This is a genomic window from Streptomyces sp. NPDC087422 (assembly GCF_044744145.1).
In the GTDB taxonomy this organism is placed as follows: Bacteria; Actinomycetota; Actinomycetes; order Streptomycetales; family Streptomycetaceae; genus Actinacidiphila.
The window spans coordinates 629,328-648,256 of record NZ_JBIUXT010000003.1; the positions used below are offsets into that span (position 1 = coordinate 629,328).

An 18,929-nucleotide genomic window follows, 5' to 3' on the forward strand; every position below is an offset into this window, starting at 1 on the left:
AGCACGCACAGTGACATCACCAGTTCACGATGGGGACAGAGCGGACACGTTCGTTGTCACCGGCTTGTCACCTTGACTGTCACCAGGTCCCCTGTAGTCAGATCGGAGCAGGCACCCGGAGGAGGGCAAATGAGCGACGATCGACCGTCATGGGCACGGCGTATGGTTGCCGAGCGGGAATCACGTGACTGGTCTCAGGCCGAAGCCGTCCGCGCGCTGCGAGCGCACGCGCCCAAGGATCTGCCAGACGACGCGAACATGCTCCGACAGTGGAAGCGCTGGGAGGCCGGCACCGCGACGCCGGGCACGTTCTATCAACCGGTCATCGCGGCAATGTTCGGAACCGTGACTCACGCCCTATTCCCCCTGAAAGGGAAGCGCGATGCGAACGCCGAAATTGCGTCCGTCAGCGGCATGGAAACGCTAGAGATAGTCAGTCGTCTGCAAGCTTCGGACGTTGATAACGCCACGATTGAAGCATTGCGTATCACAGCCGACAGGCTATGCTCCGAGTATGCGTTTCTGCCAAGCGAACAGTTGATCGTGGAAGGCCGAGCATGGCTTCGCCGTGTTGGGCAACTTCAGGAGCAGCGGCTCACGCTCGCGCAGCACCGCGAGGTTCTGACCCTCTCCGGATGGCTGGCCCTCCTTGTCGGCTGCGTTGAATACGACAGCGGCGACCGACGGGCGGCCGAATCCACCCGCCGTGCCGCCCTCTCTCTGGCGCATGAATCGGAGAACGCGGAAATCCAAGGGTGGGCCCACGAAATGCGCGCCTGGTTTGCCCTCACCACGGGCGACTACCGCGGCGTCATTGCGGCCTCGCAGGCGGGCGCCAGCATCGCGCCGAACCACGGTGTTGCCGTGCAGCTCGCCGCACAGGAGGCAAAGGCATGGGCCCGCATCGGTGATCGGCGTCAGACAGAGGTCGCTCTTGACCGCGGCCGGCGGCTCCTCGAAGGACTGCCGCACCCCGACAACCTTGACAACCACTTCGTGGTAGATCCGGCGAAGTTCGACTTCTACAGCATGGATTGCTATCGGCTGTTGGGCGAAGACCGAATGGCCCGCACACTCGCAGAAGAAGTCCTTCGCCTTGGCATGGAGTTTGACGATGCCGAGCACTCCCCGATGCGTAACTCCGAGGCCCGTATCACCCTTGGAGTAGCGGCAGCCCGTGAGGGCGACCTTGAAGCGGCGCTCGCGTACGGCGAACGAGCCCTTGTTGGCGACCGCCAATCGGTCCCATCGCTCCTAATGGTCAGTCGTGAACTCGCTGCTGTCGTCAAGGACCGATACGCCACGGAACCTGCGGCACAGGCGTACCTCATGCGTTTACATGACCTTGGGCGCGCGAAGCCGGGATTCCTGCCTGTGTAGTGACTTCCTGCACCGAAGCGGCGACTCCGAGAATCCGGGTGGCGCCGCTTCCGCGTTGCGCCAAGAGGATGTGAGTGTCTAACTATTTGCGACATCCCACTATCGAGACGGTCGGTCAGACACAGCACATCACGTCCCATTCGATCGCCCGCCAGCTATAGCGGCTGAACTTGTTTACATGTCAATCGGTGTCAAACAAGTGATCCTGACCAGGATTTTGGCGCTCAGCTCGCGTGCGACTCGTAGTCCCGCGGAGCAGATCAATCGGCCCCATTGTTTCCACTACGACAGCGTTGTACAACCAACTTAGAGTACCTTCGCGTTCTAGATTTCCACTTACGCGGATAGCTAGATCTTCTTCATGCGCGCGAACGGCTTCATGGTAGTCGTCTTCGGATGATAGGCGTACCCTTACCTTTTTTGGTAGGGTCCCGCTTAGCGATTCGACTCCGAAGACGCCTGGACTTCCGGCTTCCTTCTTGGCGAGCAAATGCACACGGCCAATAATAGTTGCCCGAGTTGGCTCGCCCTGCTCCGCGAGAGTGTTCGCTGCCTTTTCGAGCACGGGGGCATCGCTGGCGCGAATATCGAAACTGCTAGATAGTCCGTCTGTCGGCGCTGGGATAGATGGATCCCATTCAATGGCAATATCTGCACTGTCGGAATGAGACGCAATCCCCATTAGCGCCGTCGTCATCTCGTAGGACACACCATTGCGTACCCCGTCTTCGAACCCTGACAGTGATTGATGAGATCTGTAGTGTTCCAGGGCTTCCACTGTGGCTTCTACCGCACGTACAACCGCGATGTTGATTGCGCGTGATTGGGCGACGTTTGAACTAGTCAAGTCCGGTGACTGCGAACCGCCGCGCAAAGGAACTGTGACATCGACTGGCGCATACGCTGTGACAATGTAGCTTCCGGGAGCCGTTTGCCCCATAAGGACGCTCTCTAGATACCTATTAGCAAATTGGCCAAACCTGTTGCTGAAGTGTCTAACTGGCTCCATAAATGATTTAGCGCCAGCCAAGAGAGTGCGTCGGGCAGACGAAATCAGCAACTCACCATCGCGCCAGGAGATCATTCCAGATGGTGCCGATGATTCTTTGCGAAACTTGAACTCATCGGAAAGTCTCACGGTGAGCCTAGGCGTGATAGTTCGGTCCCAAAGATCCCTGTCTTCCGACAGTTGTTTTAGAACCGCCTCCATCAGGTATGCGAACTCCGGGGCTCCTTCGTCTAGAGGAATTAGTAGACTTCCCGCAAAGAATGCATTATCGCCCGGAGGTGCAAGCCGATTGTAGGACCCAGCGCGACCGCCAACTGTAATCCACCCTGCTTCCTCAAGCAGGGTGGACAGCCTCGAAGGGTTAACGCTTTGAGGGGCGAGTGAGCCAACTCTGCTAGTCATTGAGCGATTCACCCCTGTCCAGCTTGTCGAGAATTGTCGTCAGTGCTGCTGCGTCGAAGATGTTCTTGGTGGGGATGCGGACTGTGGGACTCTCCACGCCTGCACGCGCGTTTTCACCTTTTAGCGAGAGCCAATAACAGCAGTGCTTGACCTCAAGGCGCTCGTGACTGGCATTGGTCCACTCGGCTTGCCGGTAGGACGTAGCCATCACGATCAGAATTGCCTGTGGATCTCTCCGGTCCATCGCAAGTCGATCAAAGTACTCGCGCTTTTTGAACTGGTAGCTGAACGATGCCTTGGCCGGGTCCGGCAGGATGGTTGTTGTGTTCTTGAGTTGGGCGAACACGCTCACCTCCTGCTTGCCGGTCTCGGATGCGGGTCGCACGAGCAACGCATCCATACCATAGATGTCCCTTCGGACATGCTCCATGGCACAGCCGGCTGTGGCGGCGACACTTGCAACGTAGCCCTCTTGGAGCTGCTCCATGAGTGCTGTGAACGTGTCCTCGTTCACAGCCTCGATCCGGCTCTCCCGACTCACGAACGCTTGTCCTCCACGGCCCTGTGGTGTCTGGGCCGCGTGTGGCACCCCTCCCGAAACTAGGCTAGATCAAGAGACACCGAATGAGTACCCAAAGTGAGGACTTGGCTACAGGGCCAGTAGACGAGCGCGGTGCGCAGGGGCACTGAGGTTCTCAGCGTGGGTCTCACGGGCCATGGACGGGCCGAGGTGCCCGCTCCACGGCGACGGATCGGGGCGAAGCCCAGTTCAGAGACGATTTTCATGCCGGGAAGCGGTCCTCTTGAAAACCGTCGTGGCAGCGATGTCACCGTGGGTTCAAATCCCACAGCCTCCGCGGTAACAGCAGTACAAGCAGGTCAGAGCGGGTGCCCCAGCGTTCGGGGCACCCGCTCTGCCGTTGGCTGTCTCACTCTGCGTCGCTCATATCCCGGCGTCGGTCGGTGTGTGCGGGCCATGCGCGGGCCAGATCCGGTCGTTACGCTCTGTCGTCCGATCCGGCATTCGCGCCGGTCAGAGCACGTGCGATGAGAGCGTTGTTCTCGTCCTGGCGGTTCTTGATGACCTTGGCGTAGAAGCGGAACAGCACGGCCACACTGTGGCCCGCCCTCCTGGCCGCCTCCACCGGATCGACACCGGATCTGATCACGAGCGACAGCCCTGCTTGCCGAAGCGAGTACGGCACCTCGGCGAGTGGCGTCCCGACTTCCTCGGCTGGCAGCACCGTCTCACGTGCCGCTTGCCACAGTTCGGCGTACTCGGTGGAGCGCACGCGCCCGCCGTTGACAGCTCGGAACAGCCGACCGTCGGGCGCGGTGCCGTACTGCTTGAGGTGCGCGCGCAGCATGCGGACGAACACCGGCGGGATGGGAACGGAGCGGGTGGTCTTCCGCGCTCGCCTCTTGAGTCCCCGCTTCTCGTAAGACAATCCATCGTTGGTCCACCCCGCGCCGACCTCGGGACGGCTCTCGGACAGCAACAGCTCGCCCCATGCATCCGGTTCGTCTTCCTCCGGCAGAACGAGGGCATCCTCGGCCAGAGCCGCCGCTTCGGACGGGCGCGTATAGGCGTAGTACATGCAGCCGAAAAAGGCTTCGAGGTGCTCGCCGCGGGGCCCTTGTGCGGCCACGCCATCGATGAGGGCGGCTGCGAGCTGAGGGTCCGGCACGTATCGGAAGTCGATTTCGTCGTCCGTCTGCGGCGGGCTCCAGTCGACCCGCGTCAACGGATTCACATCGAGTACGTCACGCTCCACGGCGTACCGAAGCGCGTTGTTGAACACCGTGTACTTGCGGCGGGTGGTGTTTTCCGCCGCGGTGGCCCCGTCCAACCTGTGAGACAGGGCGAACAACGCTGTGCGCAAAGCGTCCGAGTTCTTGAGATCCGCGACCTTCATGGAACGCTTGGCCATCCACGCGAGAGCTTCCGCGATGTCGGGCGGCAGTGTGCCGATGTCCTTGCGGGCCACCGGCCGGCCGTTGTCGTCGCGAACCGGCATTCCGGTCGCGTCCTTTCCCGCTTGGAAGGCGTACGACTGGAGCGCTCGCCGAAGCACTGCGGCCTCCGGCCGCTTGTCTCTCCCTTCAGTAGTCAGCACCGGGGTTACGGTGGCCAGGGCTTCGGCAATGCTCGCGCGGTGTTTGGCGGCAGCGGTCGGCCACTTCATCAGGGCGTACGCGCACGCGTGCTCGTACCAGGTCGGCGACTTGAGCTCTTCCAACTCAGACGTGGGCAGACCGGTGTCGATGTCGAACTGCTCGCGCCGCCGAAGGGCTTCGAGTAACTGGGACTGTCGACCCTCGGCCTGCGTCTTGAGCCGGAAGCTTTGCGAGTGCGGGCGATCCCCTACGCGCCAGCGCAGTTCGAACGGCTTCCGCCGATTCTTGCGCTGGCGGATCGCCCAGAATTCCACCTCGTAGGTGAGGCTCATCGGGTTCTCCAAGCCGGAGCCGCCCCGGCAATGCACACCGAGGCGGCTCCCATAGGGGGGGTCAGTCGACTTCCTGCTCGCAGGCACTCAGCCACGTGTCGAGATCGCTCTGTCGCACGCGGATCTGGCCGTTCGGGAGCTTGATGCACTTCGGCGCTTTGCCGCGCGCCCGCATCCGGTAGAAGGCGGACCTGGACATGCCGATCTCGTCCAGGACTTCCGGGAGTTTCAGGCTGGGGTGCCGGGCGGGGGCTCTTGTGGCGCCCGGCCGCCGGCTGCCGCGCCGCGCGGGCGGGGAGTTGTGGGGCATGCTGGGGGCTCCTCCTGTGTCGTGTTCGGGATGGGAGGGCCGGGGCAGCGGGCGTTCTTGGCGGATTGGCCGCTGCCCCGGGCGAGGTCAAGCCGCGGTGACAGGTGCGACCTTGACGCTGGCGATCAGGGAGACGGTGCCCTCGGGGTCGCCCTCGAAGAAGGTCTCCATCCACTCCCACGCGGTGTCCGCGGTGAGCGGGGCATAGCCGAGGGCGCGCAACGCGGCGGTGCGGGCGCTGATGGTGGGGACGCCGTCACCGACCGGGAACGGCACATGCGGCCAACGGGCCTCGTCGGGCTCAGCGACGAAGACCTCCCACGTAGCGCCGTCCCAGGAGTGGATCATGTGGGCGTGCAGCGGGCGGGTGTGGGCCACGGTCAGCCCGCCTGAAGGAAGCCGTGGGCGTCCGCGAAGCGGATGAGGTGTTGGAGGGTGCGCTCGGCGCGCTCGCCGTACGCGTACGCGGCGTCGGCGAGTTCGACGGTGAACTCCTCCTCCCCGTCGGCGGGTTCGCACGCGATGACCCGGGCACGGAGGTTGGCGAGTTCGGCGCTGCCGGCGTCGCGGGTGAGGGACGGGCTGACGTCGGGGAGCCCGTCGGCGGTCACGGTGTAGTTGCCGTGCCGGTCGCGGGGGAGTTCGACGTGCCGGGGCCGCTCGCTGCGCAGGACGGCGGCGACCGCCGCAGCGGCGCCGTGCGCGTAGCCGAGCGCGGCGTTCTCGTACAGCTCGTGCGTGTGGTGCTCCAGCACCATGTAGAGGTCGCTGAGCTGCCAGAGCGCCTCGTCGTGCGGGCGTACAGGCTCGGCGTCGGGGACGGTGAGCAGCCCGACGACGGGCACGATACGGGCGGGGTCGGCGGCCCACGCGGTGTGGCGGGCATGGGCGTGGGCGGTGCGCAGTTCGCGGGCGGCTGCGCCGAGGGCGTACACGCTGTCGGTCAGGCTGAGGTGCCAGTCCGGGGCGATGTCGGGCATGGGTTCCTCCGTTGGGCGGGCCGGGCGGTCTGTCCGGTCCTCCGCACGAGCCCAACCTCGGCTTTGTGGCCGGAGATTGGGCTCGCACGGGGGAGCGTCAGGCCAGGTGCGGGAGGACCGGGGCGCCGACGGAGACGGCCTTGAGCACGGCGCGCAGGTCACCGCCAAGGGCGGCGAGCCGCTGCTCGATGGCCTGCCAGGATTCGGCGTCGATGGCCATGAGCCCGGCGACGGCTGTCGGGCCCTGGCCGAGTTCGAGCGCGGTGAGGACGTCCCGGAGTTCACCGACGGCCATGAGGGAAAGGCGCGGCTGTCGTGCCGCGGGGATCGACGTACACATGAAGGTGCCTCCTTACGAGATCACTTGGGTCACTTGCCAGAGCTGGGGATGGCGTCCCGGAGCGCGGACATGATCTGGTCGACGGATGGCGCGGCGTCGCTGCGCGCGAGATAGAAACCGAAGAGCAGCGCGACCACGGCCGCCCCGGCTCCGATCGCGCGATACCGCATCAGCAGAGCGAGCAGCGCGCCAAAGAGGACGAGGGCGGAAATGCTGAAGATCATCAGCGCGTCCCCTCGCGGTGCAGCCGGGTCGCGACGTTGTAGAGGTGCCGCCCGACACGGACCCGCTGCCCGTATCCCTGGCAGCGCCGACACGGCCGGCCGCGTACGATCCGGCCGCGCCGGTTCTGCTTGATCCTGAAGCCGAAGCCGTGGCACCTGTGGCAACTGCCGAGCGGGCTCGCGGCGCACAACGCGGCGTAGCAGGACACTGCCACGACGATGAGCGCTATAGCGGCGGTGAGTGATGGCATGAGAACCCCTTCCAGGGCGGAATCAGGGCATGCGAGAAGTGCGCCGCTAGCGGCTAGAGGGCAGGTCAGGGGACCTGCGGAGCGCTAGCGGGGGTGCTAGACCTAGCGGGGTGCGGTGCTAGCTGGCGCGGCTATGCGGCGGTGCTACTGCCGTCGCGTCGGTCGATGGCGGCGAGCACATCAGCACGCCGGACCCCGCGCCGATTCGCGCCCTTGCCGTCCTCCGTCGTCCCCCACACCTGCACCGTGCGGATGCCGTACGGCTTGACGGCGCCAGCCAGTTGCTCCGGGCCCCACTCGCCGTAGACGTCCGGCCGGAGTTCGGCGAGGCGGGCGACGATGTCCTCGCTCCACGCCTTCGACGTCCCGGCCGGGATCGCGGTGAGCAGATCGGCGAGAATGTCGTACGAGGCGGAGGCCCCGGCCTCGGGTTCCTCGCCGAGCGCGTGCCCGGTGAGCCGGCCGGCGGCCTTGCGCAGCTCGTACAGTTTCAGCGCGAGCGTGTCAGCGGTTACGGCGTCTAGGTAGACGGAGCGTACGACCCGTGCGTCGGCACCCTCGCCGACGAACCACGCGATGCCTTTGTCGGCCCAGGCGAGCAGGTTGGCGCGGATGCCGCGCTTGTACGAGCCGGTGCCGAGCACCATGTCGTTCTCGATCTGGCCCATAACCTTCAGGCACCACCGCAGCGTGGCGTTCGCGGAGATGCCCGTCGGCAGCGACTTGGAGTCCGGCCGCTGCGTGGCGAGCAGCAGCGTCATCCCCAGCGCGGGACCGCGCTTGACCAGGTCGGTGCAGTGCTCCTCGAACTCGCCGCCGTACGTTGGGTGTTCGAACCACTTCTGGCACTCGTCCACCCCCACGACGATCGGGTGCAGCCCGAGCTTCCGCATGTCCGCCAGAGCCGACGTGACCTTGGACTCGGGACAGAGATCCTTGGGCAGCTCACGGATGACCTTCGCCCGACGCCTCAACTCCTCACGCAGCTTGCGGAGATCAGCGAGCGCGTACGCGATGTCGTCCTCTTCCTCACCCGCCCGATAGCGGTGAGCGACGCGGCCTACGGTCGACAGATCACCCGTCCCCTTCAGGTCATACGCGTGCACCTCCGCCCGCGGGTCCATGCATGCAATGAGCAGCAACAGCCGCAGAAGGAAGGTCTTGCCCATCCGGGGCACGGCACCGACGATCCCGGACACGTACATCAGGGACGTCACCACCCACCGCCCACGTTGGTCGGTCGCGAACGGCTGCGCCTTGAACAGATCCAGCGGCTTGACGTCCAGGAGTGGCCACTTCGGCTGCCGCGTCTGCGACATGTCCTGATCGCCGACCCACAGCCGCAGCCTGCCGGTGTGCTCGTCGGGCACCGCCTCCGGCCACACGCAGCCGAGCGGACGCCGCAGCCCGGACGCGAGCCGCTCGCGGCGGTCGATCACGTCGGTGACGGTGACGCCGTACGGGAGGTCACCCTCGGCGAGCCAGCCGGGGCCGTCGCGGGTGATCGGTGAGGTGAAGGCGAAACCGGGTCCGCCCTTGGCCTGCGCCTGATTGATCGCCGGGATGCCGAGCGCGCCCAGGGCCCGCAGCACGATGTCGCTCGTGAGCTTCGAAGCCTTGGGAATCTCCACAGCCCTGTGGATAACCGGATCATCAGCCGGTTGCCCGAGCCGTCCCATCACCATCACGGCGGCCGCACCCGACAGCGCGAGCAGCCACGCCGGCGCCAGCACGTACAGACCGGTGACGAGCACGGGTACGACGACCGACGCGACGAGTCCAACGACCGAGCGCCACCGCACCCGCCGGTCCCGCTGGCGCGAGAGCTTCAGGTATTCCTCGATGTCCTCGCGTGTCGCCGCGGCCTGCCGCAACGGCTCGCCCTCGGCGTCGACCAGCCACCGCAGTGAGCCGCCGACGAGACGGGTGAAGCCTCGCGGCGCCCGAAGCGAAAGCCGCAGCGCGTACCAGGGCGCTCGCACCGCGTGATACGCGCTGACGTGCCCGGCGTACGCCACCACGCCCTTGCCCGCGGCCTTGAACTCCCGACGTGACCGCGCCCACGCCGGCACAACCGGCCGCCACTTGGCGCCACGTACGCGATCGATCAGCCCGGGACCGTTCGGGCCACGGGGCTTGTCGACCTCGATCACCGGGGTGGCACTTAACGGCGCTCGCCCCGGGTCCTGCTTTTCGTGGTTCACTGGCGATTCCTTTCCTGGTTGGAAGGGATGCCGGGGCCCGGCCCTACCCGCCAAAGCAGCGGCCGAGTCCCGGTGTTGAGAAAGGTCGGCAAGCCGTCAGGGCTTCGCCGTATGCGATGCGGATTCGGCCGGGCTGTTCACCGGACGTGGACCGCGTTCGGCGTCGAGCCGTACGAACACGCCGTGTACGTAGCTCGGCGCGCGCGTTGCCCGCCGTGCCGTTTCGCGGACGCTGAGTCCTTCGGCCCAACCGCGCTCGATGGCGGTCATAGCCTCGGTGGCGTCGAGTTTCGCGGGCGGGCGTTCAGGTGATCGGCTGCCCTCGCTCCCGTCGTCCACCGGCGGAAGGTCGGTGAACAGCGTGCGCGGATACTGGCGAATGCTCGCGGTGGCGCGAGCCATCTGGGCGCGGGTGTGCGCGGCGAGGGCGGACGCGGTCGGGTCAAGTGAACGTTCACCCCACGGCGAAGGCAGCGCGATGGTCGCCAGCGCCGTGGCATTCCGCCGCGCGGCAAGCTGGTCGAGCAGTACGCGCCGCTGCTCGCGGTCACTGCCGACCGAGGCGCGGGCGACCGCGACGGACAGTCGGCGAGCGATACGCCGCCCCCGCCGCTTGTCCCGCCGCGCGGGGCTCATCTCGGCGAGGCAGGACGCGAGAGCGACCGCCCGTACGGTGGCTCGGTCACGCGTGATCTGCGCCGCGTCCCGGTGCCGCTCGGCGATACCGAGCCGGGAGAGGAACCGCTCGCGCAACTCCCGCGCCACCAAAGCCCCGAAGCCGTTGGACGACGCCTCGGGCTTCCGGTGCCGCAGCTCGATGCCCATGGCGAGGTGCCAGAGCATCGCGGCCATGACCGGGCCGACGAAGGCGCGTACGGTCCCGCCGACCAGTCCGGATTCTGCGTACGCCGGGATGATCTGCACTCCGGTGATCGCCCATACCAGGACCCCGGGGACGCCGGGTGCCGCGTTCGGCCCGTTGAGGTTCTGCCGCGCCATCAACGCGGTAGCGAACAGGGCGAGTTCAGCGGCACCGAACATCGCCGCACGCTCGACCGCACCGGCCATGTCAAGGTAGTCGGCGGCGAACCGCCACGATGTATCTGCGCTGTACGCGGTGCAGCCGACTGCCGCGAGGGCGGCGACCCGGATGGTGGGCGTGCCGCGCCGCAGGTGCCGGCCGGCTCGGCGTACGACGACGCTGGCGACGACGAGTACGCCGAGCCCACCCCCTATCAGCACTGCCGGCGACGCGATCACGCCGCCTCCCCAAACCACGTCGGCCGACCGGCCACGCGCCTGTTCCTCAGCAGCGCGACGCCACCGAGCCACAGCGCACAGACCGCGTCCTCACTGGCGAGTGCGTCGGAGGCGCCCTCTTCCAGCAGCTCGGCGAGTACGTCGCGAGCCGCCGCCTGACGAGCGGAGCGTTCGTCATCCGACTCACCCGGGACACCGAGGAACAGCTCCCGAAGGAATTCCGGATCATCCGGTAACTCGTCCTCGTCGCAGAGGACTTCACACCGACCTCCGTACGTACACATGGCTCTCCTGAAGTTGGGGGTGGGAGAGCCGACGGCGGTGTCCGCGCTAGGGCGACGGCCTGTGCCGTCGGCTCACGGGACGAGTGGTCATGACCTCCGGCACCGCAGCTCACAGCAGCCGTGCCGGGATCAAAAGCACTCGTTCGTTCAGGCGCTCTATGGAGTTCTCAAGGGGCCGGCGCTGCCTTCGGACCCCCTGACAGGAGCCCTCAGGGCGCTATCTGCACTCCTCCTCAAGAGAACCTGTCTTCAAGTCCTCTTTAGGAGTAGTGATGACTATGAGGCACCCATGCCTCACTCGTCAAGACCTCTTGAGGACTTGTATGCTGGAGTCGCCCTCACGATCAGGACGGTGACCCGCATGGCCAAGGCGTACGAACGCATCGCTGACGACCTGCGTGACCGCATCCGCGCAGGTGACCTCGCCCCCGGCGACCGTCTCCCTGCGGAGACGACGCTCGTGGAGCGGTACGGGAAAAGCCTTCCGACGCTGCGCCAAGCGCTCGGACTCCTCCAGGCCGAGGGTCTGATCGAGAAGCAGCACGGCCGCGGCAACTTCGTCCGTCGGCCCCGCACCCCGGTGAAGCGGTCCAACACCCGTCACCAGTGGGAGAAGTCGCGAGCCCGCGAGCCAGAGCAGCAGCGCAGGAAGACCGGCGCCACGGAGCACGACACCGGCCTCGAAGTGGACGACCTGGTATTCCACGCGTCCTACGAAGTGGTGGACGCGGGCCAGGAGTTGGCGGAGATCTTCGGCGTGCCCGCCGGCACGGCCATGCTCGAACGCACCTACCGCACCCGCTACCAGGCCGAGGCGTTCCCCTTCAGCCTGGTCGACTCCTACCTCGTACGCGACGTCGTCGCCGCGAACCCCGATCTCCTGGATGCCACCAACGAACCCTGGCCCGGCGGCACACAGAGCCAACTCCACACGATCGGGATCGAGTTGGACCGCATCGAAGAACGAGTCCTCGCCCGGCCGCCGTCCGCCGAAGAGGCCGAGGAACTGGGCCTGCCCCCGGGCAGCTCGCTGATCGTCGTCGGCAAGACCTCGTACGACACCGACGGCCGCGTGGTGGAGCACTCCATCATCCGGCTGCCGGGCGACCGCACCGTCATGACCTTCGTCACCCCTCTGGAAAGGTGGTGACCGCCATGGCGGACCGCCGCATCGACGTCATCACGGCCGTCCACGCCCCCGCGGCTCCTTACCTGGCGGACGCGTACAAGTCTCTCGTAGCCCAGGAACTCCCCGAGGGCTGGGACTGGCACTGGATCATCCAGGAGGACGGCCAGTCCGACGCCGTCTCCCCCCACGTCCCGGACGACCCGCGCATCACCTTCCACCAGGGCCGCCCCGGCGGCCCCGGCGTCGCCCGCACGATGGCCCTCGCGTACTCCTCCGGCCCCTACGTCAAAGTCCTCGACGCCGACGACCAGTTGACCCCGGGCGCCCTCGCCCGCGACCTGGCCCTCCTCGAAGCCGACCCCACCCTCGGCTGGACCACCTCCCGCGTCCTGGACCTCCTCCCGGACGGTTCCACGGCCGGCTTCGACCAGGACCCCGCCGACGGCCCCATCCCCCGCGGCGCCGTCGTCACCCACTGGAAAGCCCACAACTTCCGCGCCCAGGTCCACCCGGCGACCCTCTTCGTCCGCCGCGACCTGCTGCTGGCCCTGGGCGGCTGGATGGCCCTCCCCGCATCCGAGGACACGGGCCTCCTCCTGGCCCTTAACACGGTCAGCCCCGGCCACTTCACCCGCGAATACGGCCTCCTCTACCGCAAGTGGCCCGGCCAAGCGACGGCCCAATCCCCCCACACCGACGACACCGAACGCGCCGCCCGGATGGCAGTAGTGGCAGCGAGAGCAGATGAGCTGGCTAGCGCCAGGTGGTTGCGCCACCTCTGACAGCAGTGCCTGAGGCACGCCCGAGCGGGATCAGCGCCAGGGGCAAGCATCCGTGTCAGTCGCCCTGCGGTGCAGTTCACACAGATCGAACCGTCTGTGGCCCTTGCCAGCTTCCTCGCCCGCGACGAGGACAAGCCGTGGCGTTTTCGCACAAAAATCACCCAAATGCCGACGGCGGGCGCGTATTTTATACCCACACGGCGGATAGACGCCACCAACCCTCGTGACGGCCATGTCAGATGTGAAGTAGTGTGTGAAATATGAGCCCACGCCAGCTTGAGCATCCGTTCGGCGATGAGCCATGCGAAGAGGTGCCCTTGGCATCGGCCCCGCTGGCTCGCGTCTTGGCCCAGTTGCGGTTCGAGCCTCTCTCCGCCCTGAATTCTTCGAACGTTAATTCGAAATTTGCCGAAGAACTCAGCGAGAAGTACCCATATTTGGACAAAGCGTCTGAGATTAGCATGCTCATCGAGGGTGGAAAGGTCTCCCCCCAGACCAGTGAAACACCCGTCTGGCAACTCAGCTCTGCAAGTAGAGATGTAACGATCTCGCTGTCCAATGGATCTCTGACTATCGAAACAACTAAATATCGCGGACGTTCTGAATTCTGCGAGGATTTGCTTCGAGCGGCTGACGCCCTCAAGCGACTCGCACGGGTTCCTGCTTATACTAGGGTCGGTTTTAGATACACGAATAGAGTGGTAGACTGCGATTTGATTGCGCGTTTGCCTGACCTTGTGCGATCGGAGATTCTTGGGATCTCGGCGGTTGCACTTGGGGAAAGGGCTTCCCTTCAGCACAGTCTATCGCAAGCTCTGTTTAACCTTCAAGACGGGAACGGACTTCTCGTGCAGTGGGGACAGATGCCCCAAAATAGTACGTTCGATCCCTCGCTCCTGCCTATCGGAGAGAAAAGTTGGATTCTGGATCTGGATTCATTTTACCAGAATTCCCAGATCATTTCCGATGTATCCAGCTTGTCGGAAACTATCAACGGTCTTTCTGAGCGGGCGTATAGGTTCTTTCGCTGGGCTGTCACACCAACCTTCCTGACGGAGTTTGGGGGCTCCTAATGGGTGCACTCAGTGCAACTAGTACATCCGGGCCGATCTCCGCTCTGGGATCCAATGATCCCACTACCGTTCAGCAAATGCAGATTGTTTCGTCTGCGACTTCGAGCCCACGAGTTTGGGTAGCCGGTATGGCTCTCGCGGCGGCCATGGCAACGTCTACTTTCGTAGGTATTCCAGTCCAGGAGGCTAGACCTCTTGCAGAGCAGACACTCAGCCCGGTCATTTCAGCCGCAGATGTAGAACATCAGCCTGCTGCGGTCACGGAAGTCGATTTGGGCAGCAAGGCTCCTGAAGCTGCTGATCTCGTCCACTACATCCATGACGAGAGCGGTCTTACATGGGATCAAGTCGCGCGTGCTCTTGGCGTGAGCCGTCGATCTATCCATTTGTGGGCCTCCGGTGGGAAGATCAACGCCCGTCACTCTGAGATGCTTGCGGATCTTTCAGAGGTAGTCCGGAGTGCAGCAGGGCTTACGCCAAGCCAGCGTCGGACTTGGCTTCATGTTTCGGAGCCAGGCGGGCCTAGCCCCTTGGAGGCGTTTCAGTCGCGGCATCGCAGGGGCCAGACTCCTATCGTGGGCGTCGGATATACTCCAAGCCAGTTGGCTGGTGCGGAACCTGACTAAGTATCGGGAGCCATGGCAAGGCATAGATCCGAGGTGCGAGGCTTCATCGGGGCGCTGCTTCGGCGACGAGAGGACCAACCTGAGCCTCGGACCGACTGGCAAGGTCACCTCAGGACTCTGAGCCAGGGGCATGTTATTGACATGTCTGCGATGCCCGTTGCTTCTGGCCGGGGGCGGGTCCGCTGGGAGCCCACGCCTGACGGTGTTGCGATCATCACGCAGACTTGTGATCTGGTCTTGTCGGATAGACCAACGGCCCACGTCGCGCGTGTCGTTAACCTGCCGACGAACGAGGCCAAAGAAAGCCGCAATGGGAGGCGCCCAAATTTGGTTCCCCTTCCCGCGGTCGGGCCGACTTTTTTTGCTGACCTCACATATCTGGCGACTGTTGATAAATCCCTGGTCGCTGAATACCAGGCTCGTCCAGGCGTGCAGGGTGATGAGGAAGTTAGAAAATTCGGCCAGAGAGTCGGCCGTAGGTATAGCCGCTTCGCCTTTCCGGACGACGTGGTGCCGTGGTTGAGGCCGTTGCAGAGCCTAGTGGTCAGCAAGTCTGGAAAGGCTCAAAGTCCCGCGGGTAAGGCATTTGAAAGAGTTGCTTCTCTGCGCATTGAGTCAGATAGTGGGTGGATTCGCTATCCGTTCTCTCTTCGCCTTTGTGTGATTGTAGAGCCGGGAACCCTTCCACCGCTTCTGGCTGATGAGGTCCCCGAAATTAGTGACCAGCTGAATAATTGGCTCTACGGTAATTCGGGAACGACGATTCGCCAACCTCCAGGTAATATTGCGGAGCGAATTTTTAAGAATGAAGCAGGTCTTGACGCAGGGGCGCGTTTCATTCTTTGGAGTTCGCTTGCAGAGGCTTGGGCCGGCATGTGCAAGCCCTCATCCGCTGAGGTGGATTCTGTAATGAACGCGGTGTCTGGCGGAGCGCTGGAAGCCGACATCTGCTCTACTGAAGAGTTCTCGTACGAGCGGTATCGTAAAAGCGAGGAGATCGACTTGGATCATCTCTCTTCGCCCATGCCGATTTAAAGGCATACGAGGATATTATCCAGCATCCTGGACGCTTCAGTGCCTGAATAGTCTCAGTGGGCTGACTTCATTGATTGACCGGGACCTCGTAGACAATCTCGCAGAGTGCCGCAGGAACCACGATGTCCGCCGTCTCGACCGGCTGGCCCTCGTCGCTGTAGTACGTCCGCTGGATGTGCGTAACCAGAGACCCGCGCTGGATGCCGAGCAGGGTGGCCTCCTCCGTCGTGGCGACCCGAGGCTCGGGTCTCTCCACCGCGTGGCTGACCGTGATGCCGATTTCTGCCATACGGCTGACGACGCCCGCGCCGGCGTGCGGGCCGCCTTCCGGGAGGACGACCAGGGTTCCCGCCGTCAGGGCGTACGGCTCCCAGCTGGTCGAGAGCTGGACCGGCTTGCTGTCGGCCAGGAATTCGTAGGCGGTGCGCACGCCCAAGTCCCCCTCGGCGAGGCCGAGTCGGGCGGCGATGTCCGCCGGCACTGGCACTTTCGCCTCAGTGCGGCTCTCCCACGTCCCCCGCTTCCCCAGCGCGGCCATGTCGGAGCGGAAGGGCGACCCGCCGGCCTGCTCGCGGTAAGTAGCGCGGACGATCCGCACCCGCTCGCGCGGCTCGGCGACGTACGTCCCTGAGCCGGCGCGGCCTTCGAGGATGCCTCGCGAGATCAGCAACTCCTGAGCGCGGCGGATGACGTTGTCGCCGACGCCGTACTGCGCCGACAGTTCGCCGCGGGAGGGGAGGCGGTCGCCGGGCGTCCATTCCTGGCTCTCGATGCGCTCGCGGAGCACGTCGGCGATGCGGAGATAGGGCGGCTGCTCAGGCATGTGGACAATCTAGTCCACTAGCTCTAACCTAGTTAACTAGCTTCACTGAGAGTGCTTCCGAGGTGACGGAGATGAGTCGTGCCCGAACCCGAAGCCCGCACCGAAGGCATTCGCGCGGGCCTCGCCGCCGTAGGACTCACCCCGGTCATCAAGCAGTACAAGGACCACACACGCATCGAAGCGGCGATGCCGACCACCTTTCCCTCCGACGCGTGGGGCGAACTGCTTGCCCTGCTCGCAGAAGCGGACTGGTTCGGCTTCGCCGACAGCGGTGTACGCGGCCGGTCCTTATGGGCCGCCGTGCGGAAGCACTCGCCCGCATCGCCCGGCGACGCCGAGGGTGACGACACCTGACGCCGCGCGGGCACCACCATCAGCCATAGGAGCTGACCAGCGTGTTCAACCACCTTCGTCGCGCCGCCACATGGATAGCGCAGCGCCCCGCTCGCGCGACGGGACGCCAGGGCCCGCCTGTACGGCTCCCGCAGTCGAGGCGTACGACGCCGACCTTACGAAGCCTCCGGCCCGCACAGCCGGCGCCCTTCTGGGTGGGCAACGACCTCCCGCTCATCCGCCCGTACGTCCTGAGCGCGGCTGAGCGCGCCCGGCTCCGGGGGAGCGAGCCGGCCGAGGAGGTGCTCGCCGCCACATGACCGCCCGCCATCAGCAGGTAGCCGACGACCTCCGTCGCCTCATCGTTTCGGGCGCTCTCGCGATCGGCGAACGCCTCCCGCCAGAAACCCAACTCGCCTCCCGCTATCGCGTCAGCACGCCGACACTCCGCGAAGCGCTTGAGCTGCTCCGCGCCGAGGGCCTGATCGAGAAGTTCCAGGGTCGAGGCAACTTCGTACGCCGGCCGATCGAGCGCCTCGTCTACCCGCGCGGCGCCGTCAACGGCTGGCATATCAACGTCAGTTCAGGCGTGATCACGGCCACCGTCGACCTCGCAGCCCGTCTCGGCACACCGCTCGACACCCTGGTCACGGAATACGTCTGCGTAAGCCACCGCGACGACACCCCGCAGAGCATCGCGCACCTCTACGTACCGAACGGCACCCCGTACACCGCCGACGCGACCAGCGAATCCCCCTGGGGCGACGACCTGGTCCTCGCGGCCGGCGACACGACGCCCGCGGCGTACAGCAACGACCTGGTCACCGCCCGGTTCCCCACCGCGACGGAAGCACAGTCGTTGCGCATCTCCACCCGCACGCCCGTCCTCGCCGTGGAGCGGACCTTCACCACCGCCGACGGCCAGGTCGTCGCGTACGCCCACCTCGTACTGCCCGGCGACCGTACGGAGGCCGCCTTCGTCACCCCGATCGGCACGACGACCGAGACGACCGAGAAGAAAGCCGAAGCGCGATGAACGCACTGCCGCAGCCCGAAAGGGCGACGCCGATCTCGGTACGCCGATGGTCCAATAACCGCAGGTGTGTCGGCCGCGCGCGCCGCAATCTACGCGACGTACTGACCGCGTGGGGTCTGGCCGAGCTGATGGACCCGGCGGAACTCGTCCTCTCCGAACTCGTCACCAACGCCGTACGCCACGCCCGTCACCCCCGCGGACGCGAGATCGAGACCCGGTACGAGCGCGCCGACGGCGGCGTACGGATCGAGGTGCACGACGCCAACGACCAGTGGCCGGAGTTGCAGAAGGCGGACGAGGAGGCGGAGGCCGGGCGCGGACTGATGCTGGTCGACGCGATCACTGGGCAACGCTGGGGGACGAGCAAGCGCGAGGGCGTCGGCAAGCTCGTCTGGGCGCTCGTCACCGTTGACACCTCCGGCCAGTGGCCGGACCTCGGTGAGTGAGGGGAGTCCTGCCATGAGCAGCAGCATGACGGAGCCGCGTACGTCCGAAGCCGCCGAGCCCCTACGGCGGGACCGTACGTGGACCATCACGACCACCTGCGGTTGCACCGTCTCGGGCTACCTGCCTGCGTGGGCCGAGGCCGACCCGAGTGAGACGGGCGTCCTCCTGGACGAACTGACCACGCTCGTCGCCGACATGAACCACTGGACGGGCTTCCCCGGCCAGCGCATGGCCGTTGCTCACCACGGCGTGGAGACCGAGGATTCCGAGGTCTTCCGGACGAGCATCGACGCCAACCCGTACGTCGGCGGCCCGCTGCCGCGACTGCCAGTCGCCAACATCCGGATTGTCGGCGATTATTGGTTGCACAGCCTCACTCCGTCCGGCCTCGCCGAGATCGCCACCCAACTACGGGCCCAGGCAGCCTTGTTGGACGACGAGATACGGCCGCAGCTCATCAGCGCTCGGGAGGACTGGCTCACTCAGCAACAGACATGACCGGCGTACGCAGACGAGGCCCGGCACTCCGACTTCGGGAGTGCCGGGCCTCG

The 18,929-nt window shown here is 65.3% G+C and carries 21 protein-coding genes; 9 read left to right on the plus strand and 12 right to left on the minus strand.

Annotated features, from left to right (window positions below; translation table 11 throughout):
- Positions 1-129 precede the first annotated feature (129 nt).
- Positions 130-1,380 (plus strand): XRE family transcriptional regulator, encoded by a 1,251-nt coding sequence (locus tag ACIO6U_RS12380; RefSeq protein WP_401718048.1) that lies wholly within the window; start codon positions 130-132, stop codon positions 1,378-1,380.
- A gap of 181 nt (positions 1,381-1,561) precedes the next feature.
- On the opposite strand, the gene ACIO6U_RS12385 is transcribed toward ACIO6U_RS12380, so the two are convergent.
- From ACIO6U_RS12385 to ACIO6U_RS12435, 11 genes are all read right to left on the minus strand, one after another.
- The gene (locus ACIO6U_RS12385) at positions 1,562-2,518 is read right to left on the minus strand and encodes a hypothetical protein (protein ID WP_401718051.1); all 957 of its coding nucleotides are present in this window, start codon (positions 2,516-2,518) and stop codon (positions 1,562-1,564) included.
- Between the two features lie 265 nt (positions 2,519-2,783).
- Positions 2,784-3,305 carry a DUF4365 domain-containing protein gene (locus ACIO6U_RS12390; protein ID WP_401718054.1) on the minus strand — a complete coding sequence of 174 codons (522 nt, stop codon included), beginning with the start codon at positions 3,303-3,305 and terminating at the stop codon, positions 2,784-2,786.
- Positions 3,306-3,789: 484 nt separating this feature from the next.
- The gene (locus tag ACIO6U_RS12395; RefSeq protein ID WP_401718057.1) at positions 3,790-5,241 is read right to left on the minus strand and encodes a site-specific integrase; all 1,452 of its coding nucleotides are present in this window, start codon (positions 5,239-5,241) and stop codon (positions 3,790-3,792) included.
- A gap of 61 nt (positions 5,242-5,302) precedes the next feature.
- Positions 5,303-5,473 carry a helix-turn-helix transcriptional regulator gene (locus ACIO6U_RS12400; RefSeq protein WP_401718536.1) on the minus strand — a complete coding sequence of 57 codons (171 nt, stop codon included), beginning with the start codon at positions 5,471-5,473 and terminating at the stop codon, positions 5,303-5,305.
- 165 nt (positions 5,474-5,638) lie between these two features.
- Entirely contained in the window at positions 5,639-5,929 is a 291-nt protein-coding gene (locus ACIO6U_RS12405) for a DUF6303 family protein (protein WP_401718060.1), read from the minus strand.
- Positions 5,930-5,931: 2 nt separating this feature from the next.
- Positions 5,932-6,531: a hypothetical protein gene (locus tag ACIO6U_RS12410; RefSeq protein WP_401718063.1), complete on the minus strand. Its 600-nt coding sequence runs from the start codon at positions 6,529-6,531 to the stop codon at positions 5,932-5,934.
- Positions 6,532-6,628: 97 nt separating this feature from the next.
- Entirely contained in the window at positions 6,629-6,871 is a 243-nt protein-coding gene (locus ACIO6U_RS12415) for a hypothetical protein (RefSeq protein ID WP_401718066.1), read from the minus strand.
- Between the two features lie 29 nt (positions 6,872-6,900).
- Positions 6,901-7,095 carry a hypothetical protein gene (locus ACIO6U_RS12420; RefSeq protein WP_401718069.1) on the minus strand — a complete coding sequence of 65 codons (195 nt, stop codon included), beginning with the start codon at positions 7,093-7,095 and terminating at the stop codon, positions 6,901-6,903.
- Complete coding sequence (locus ACIO6U_RS12425; RefSeq protein ID WP_401718072.1) at positions 7,095-7,346, minus strand: hypothetical protein; 252 nt, start codon at positions 7,344-7,346, stop codon at positions 7,095-7,097. The genes ACIO6U_RS12420 and ACIO6U_RS12425 overlap by 1 nt, the downstream gene beginning before the upstream one ends.
- A 131-nt stretch (positions 7,347-7,477) precedes the next feature.
- Positions 7,478-9,550: a cell division protein FtsK gene (locus ACIO6U_RS12430; RefSeq protein WP_401718075.1), complete on the minus strand. Its 2,073-nt coding sequence runs from the start codon at positions 9,548-9,550 to the stop codon at positions 7,478-7,480.
- 96 nt (positions 9,551-9,646) lie between these two features.
- Positions 9,647-10,810, minus strand: a complete 1,164-nt coding sequence (locus tag ACIO6U_RS12435; protein WP_401718078.1) for a hypothetical protein — start codon at positions 10,808-10,810, stop codon at positions 9,647-9,649.
- A gap of 645 nt (positions 10,811-11,455) precedes the next feature.
- Between ACIO6U_RS12435 and ACIO6U_RS12440 the strand changes: the two genes are divergently transcribed.
- From ACIO6U_RS12440 to ACIO6U_RS12455, 4 genes are all read left to right on the plus strand, one after another.
- The gene (locus ACIO6U_RS12440; RefSeq protein ID WP_401718539.1) at positions 11,456-12,244 is read left to right on the plus strand and encodes a GntR family transcriptional regulator; all 789 of its coding nucleotides are present in this window, start codon (positions 11,456-11,458) and stop codon (positions 12,242-12,244) included.
- Positions 12,245-12,249: 5 nt separating this feature from the next.
- Positions 12,250-13,005, plus strand: a complete 756-nt coding sequence (locus ACIO6U_RS12445) for a glycosyltransferase family 2 protein (protein ID WP_401718081.1) — start codon at positions 12,250-12,252, stop codon at positions 13,003-13,005.
- A gap of 260 nt (positions 13,006-13,265) precedes the next feature.
- Complete coding sequence (locus tag ACIO6U_RS12450; protein ID WP_401718084.1) at positions 13,266-14,078, plus strand: TIGR04255 family protein; 813 nt, start codon at positions 13,266-13,268, stop codon at positions 14,076-14,078.
- A gap of 767 nt (positions 14,079-14,845) precedes the next feature.
- A complete protein-coding gene (locus tag ACIO6U_RS12455) occupies positions 14,846-15,739 on the plus strand; it encodes a hypothetical protein (RefSeq protein ID WP_401718087.1) in 894 nt (297 codons plus the stop codon).
- Positions 15,740-15,806: 67 nt separating this feature from the next.
- Here ACIO6U_RS12455 and ACIO6U_RS12460 read toward each other — a convergent pair whose 3' ends face one another.
- The gene (locus ACIO6U_RS12460) at positions 15,807-16,562 is read right to left on the minus strand and encodes a GntR family transcriptional regulator (RefSeq protein WP_401718090.1); all 756 of its coding nucleotides are present in this window, start codon (positions 16,560-16,562) and stop codon (positions 15,807-15,809) included.
- A 78-nt stretch (positions 16,563-16,640) separates the two neighbouring features.
- Here ACIO6U_RS12460 and ACIO6U_RS12465 point away from each other — a divergent pair, with 78 nt between their 5' ends.
- The 4 genes from ACIO6U_RS12465 (at position 16,641) to ACIO6U_RS12480 (ending at position 18,876) form a co-directional block, all read left to right on the plus strand.
- Positions 16,641-16,916, plus strand: a complete 276-nt coding sequence (locus ACIO6U_RS12465) for a hypothetical protein (RefSeq protein WP_401718092.1) — start codon at positions 16,641-16,643, stop codon at positions 16,914-16,916.
- A 295-nt stretch (positions 16,917-17,211) separates the two neighbouring features.
- Positions 17,212-17,931, plus strand: a complete 720-nt coding sequence (locus ACIO6U_RS12470; RefSeq protein WP_401718095.1) for a GntR family transcriptional regulator — start codon at positions 17,212-17,214, stop codon at positions 17,929-17,931.
- Complete coding sequence (locus ACIO6U_RS12475) at positions 17,928-18,377, plus strand: ATP-binding protein (protein WP_401718098.1); 450 nt, start codon at positions 17,928-17,930, stop codon at positions 18,375-18,377. Before ACIO6U_RS12470 ends, ACIO6U_RS12475 begins: the two co-directional genes overlap by 4 nt.
- Positions 18,378-18,390: 13 nt before the next feature.
- Positions 18,391-18,876, plus strand: coding sequence for a DUF6907 domain-containing protein (locus ACIO6U_RS12480; protein WP_401718101.1), 486 nt, complete (start codon positions 18,391-18,393; stop codon positions 18,874-18,876).
- Positions 18,877-18,929 lie beyond the last annotated feature (53 nt).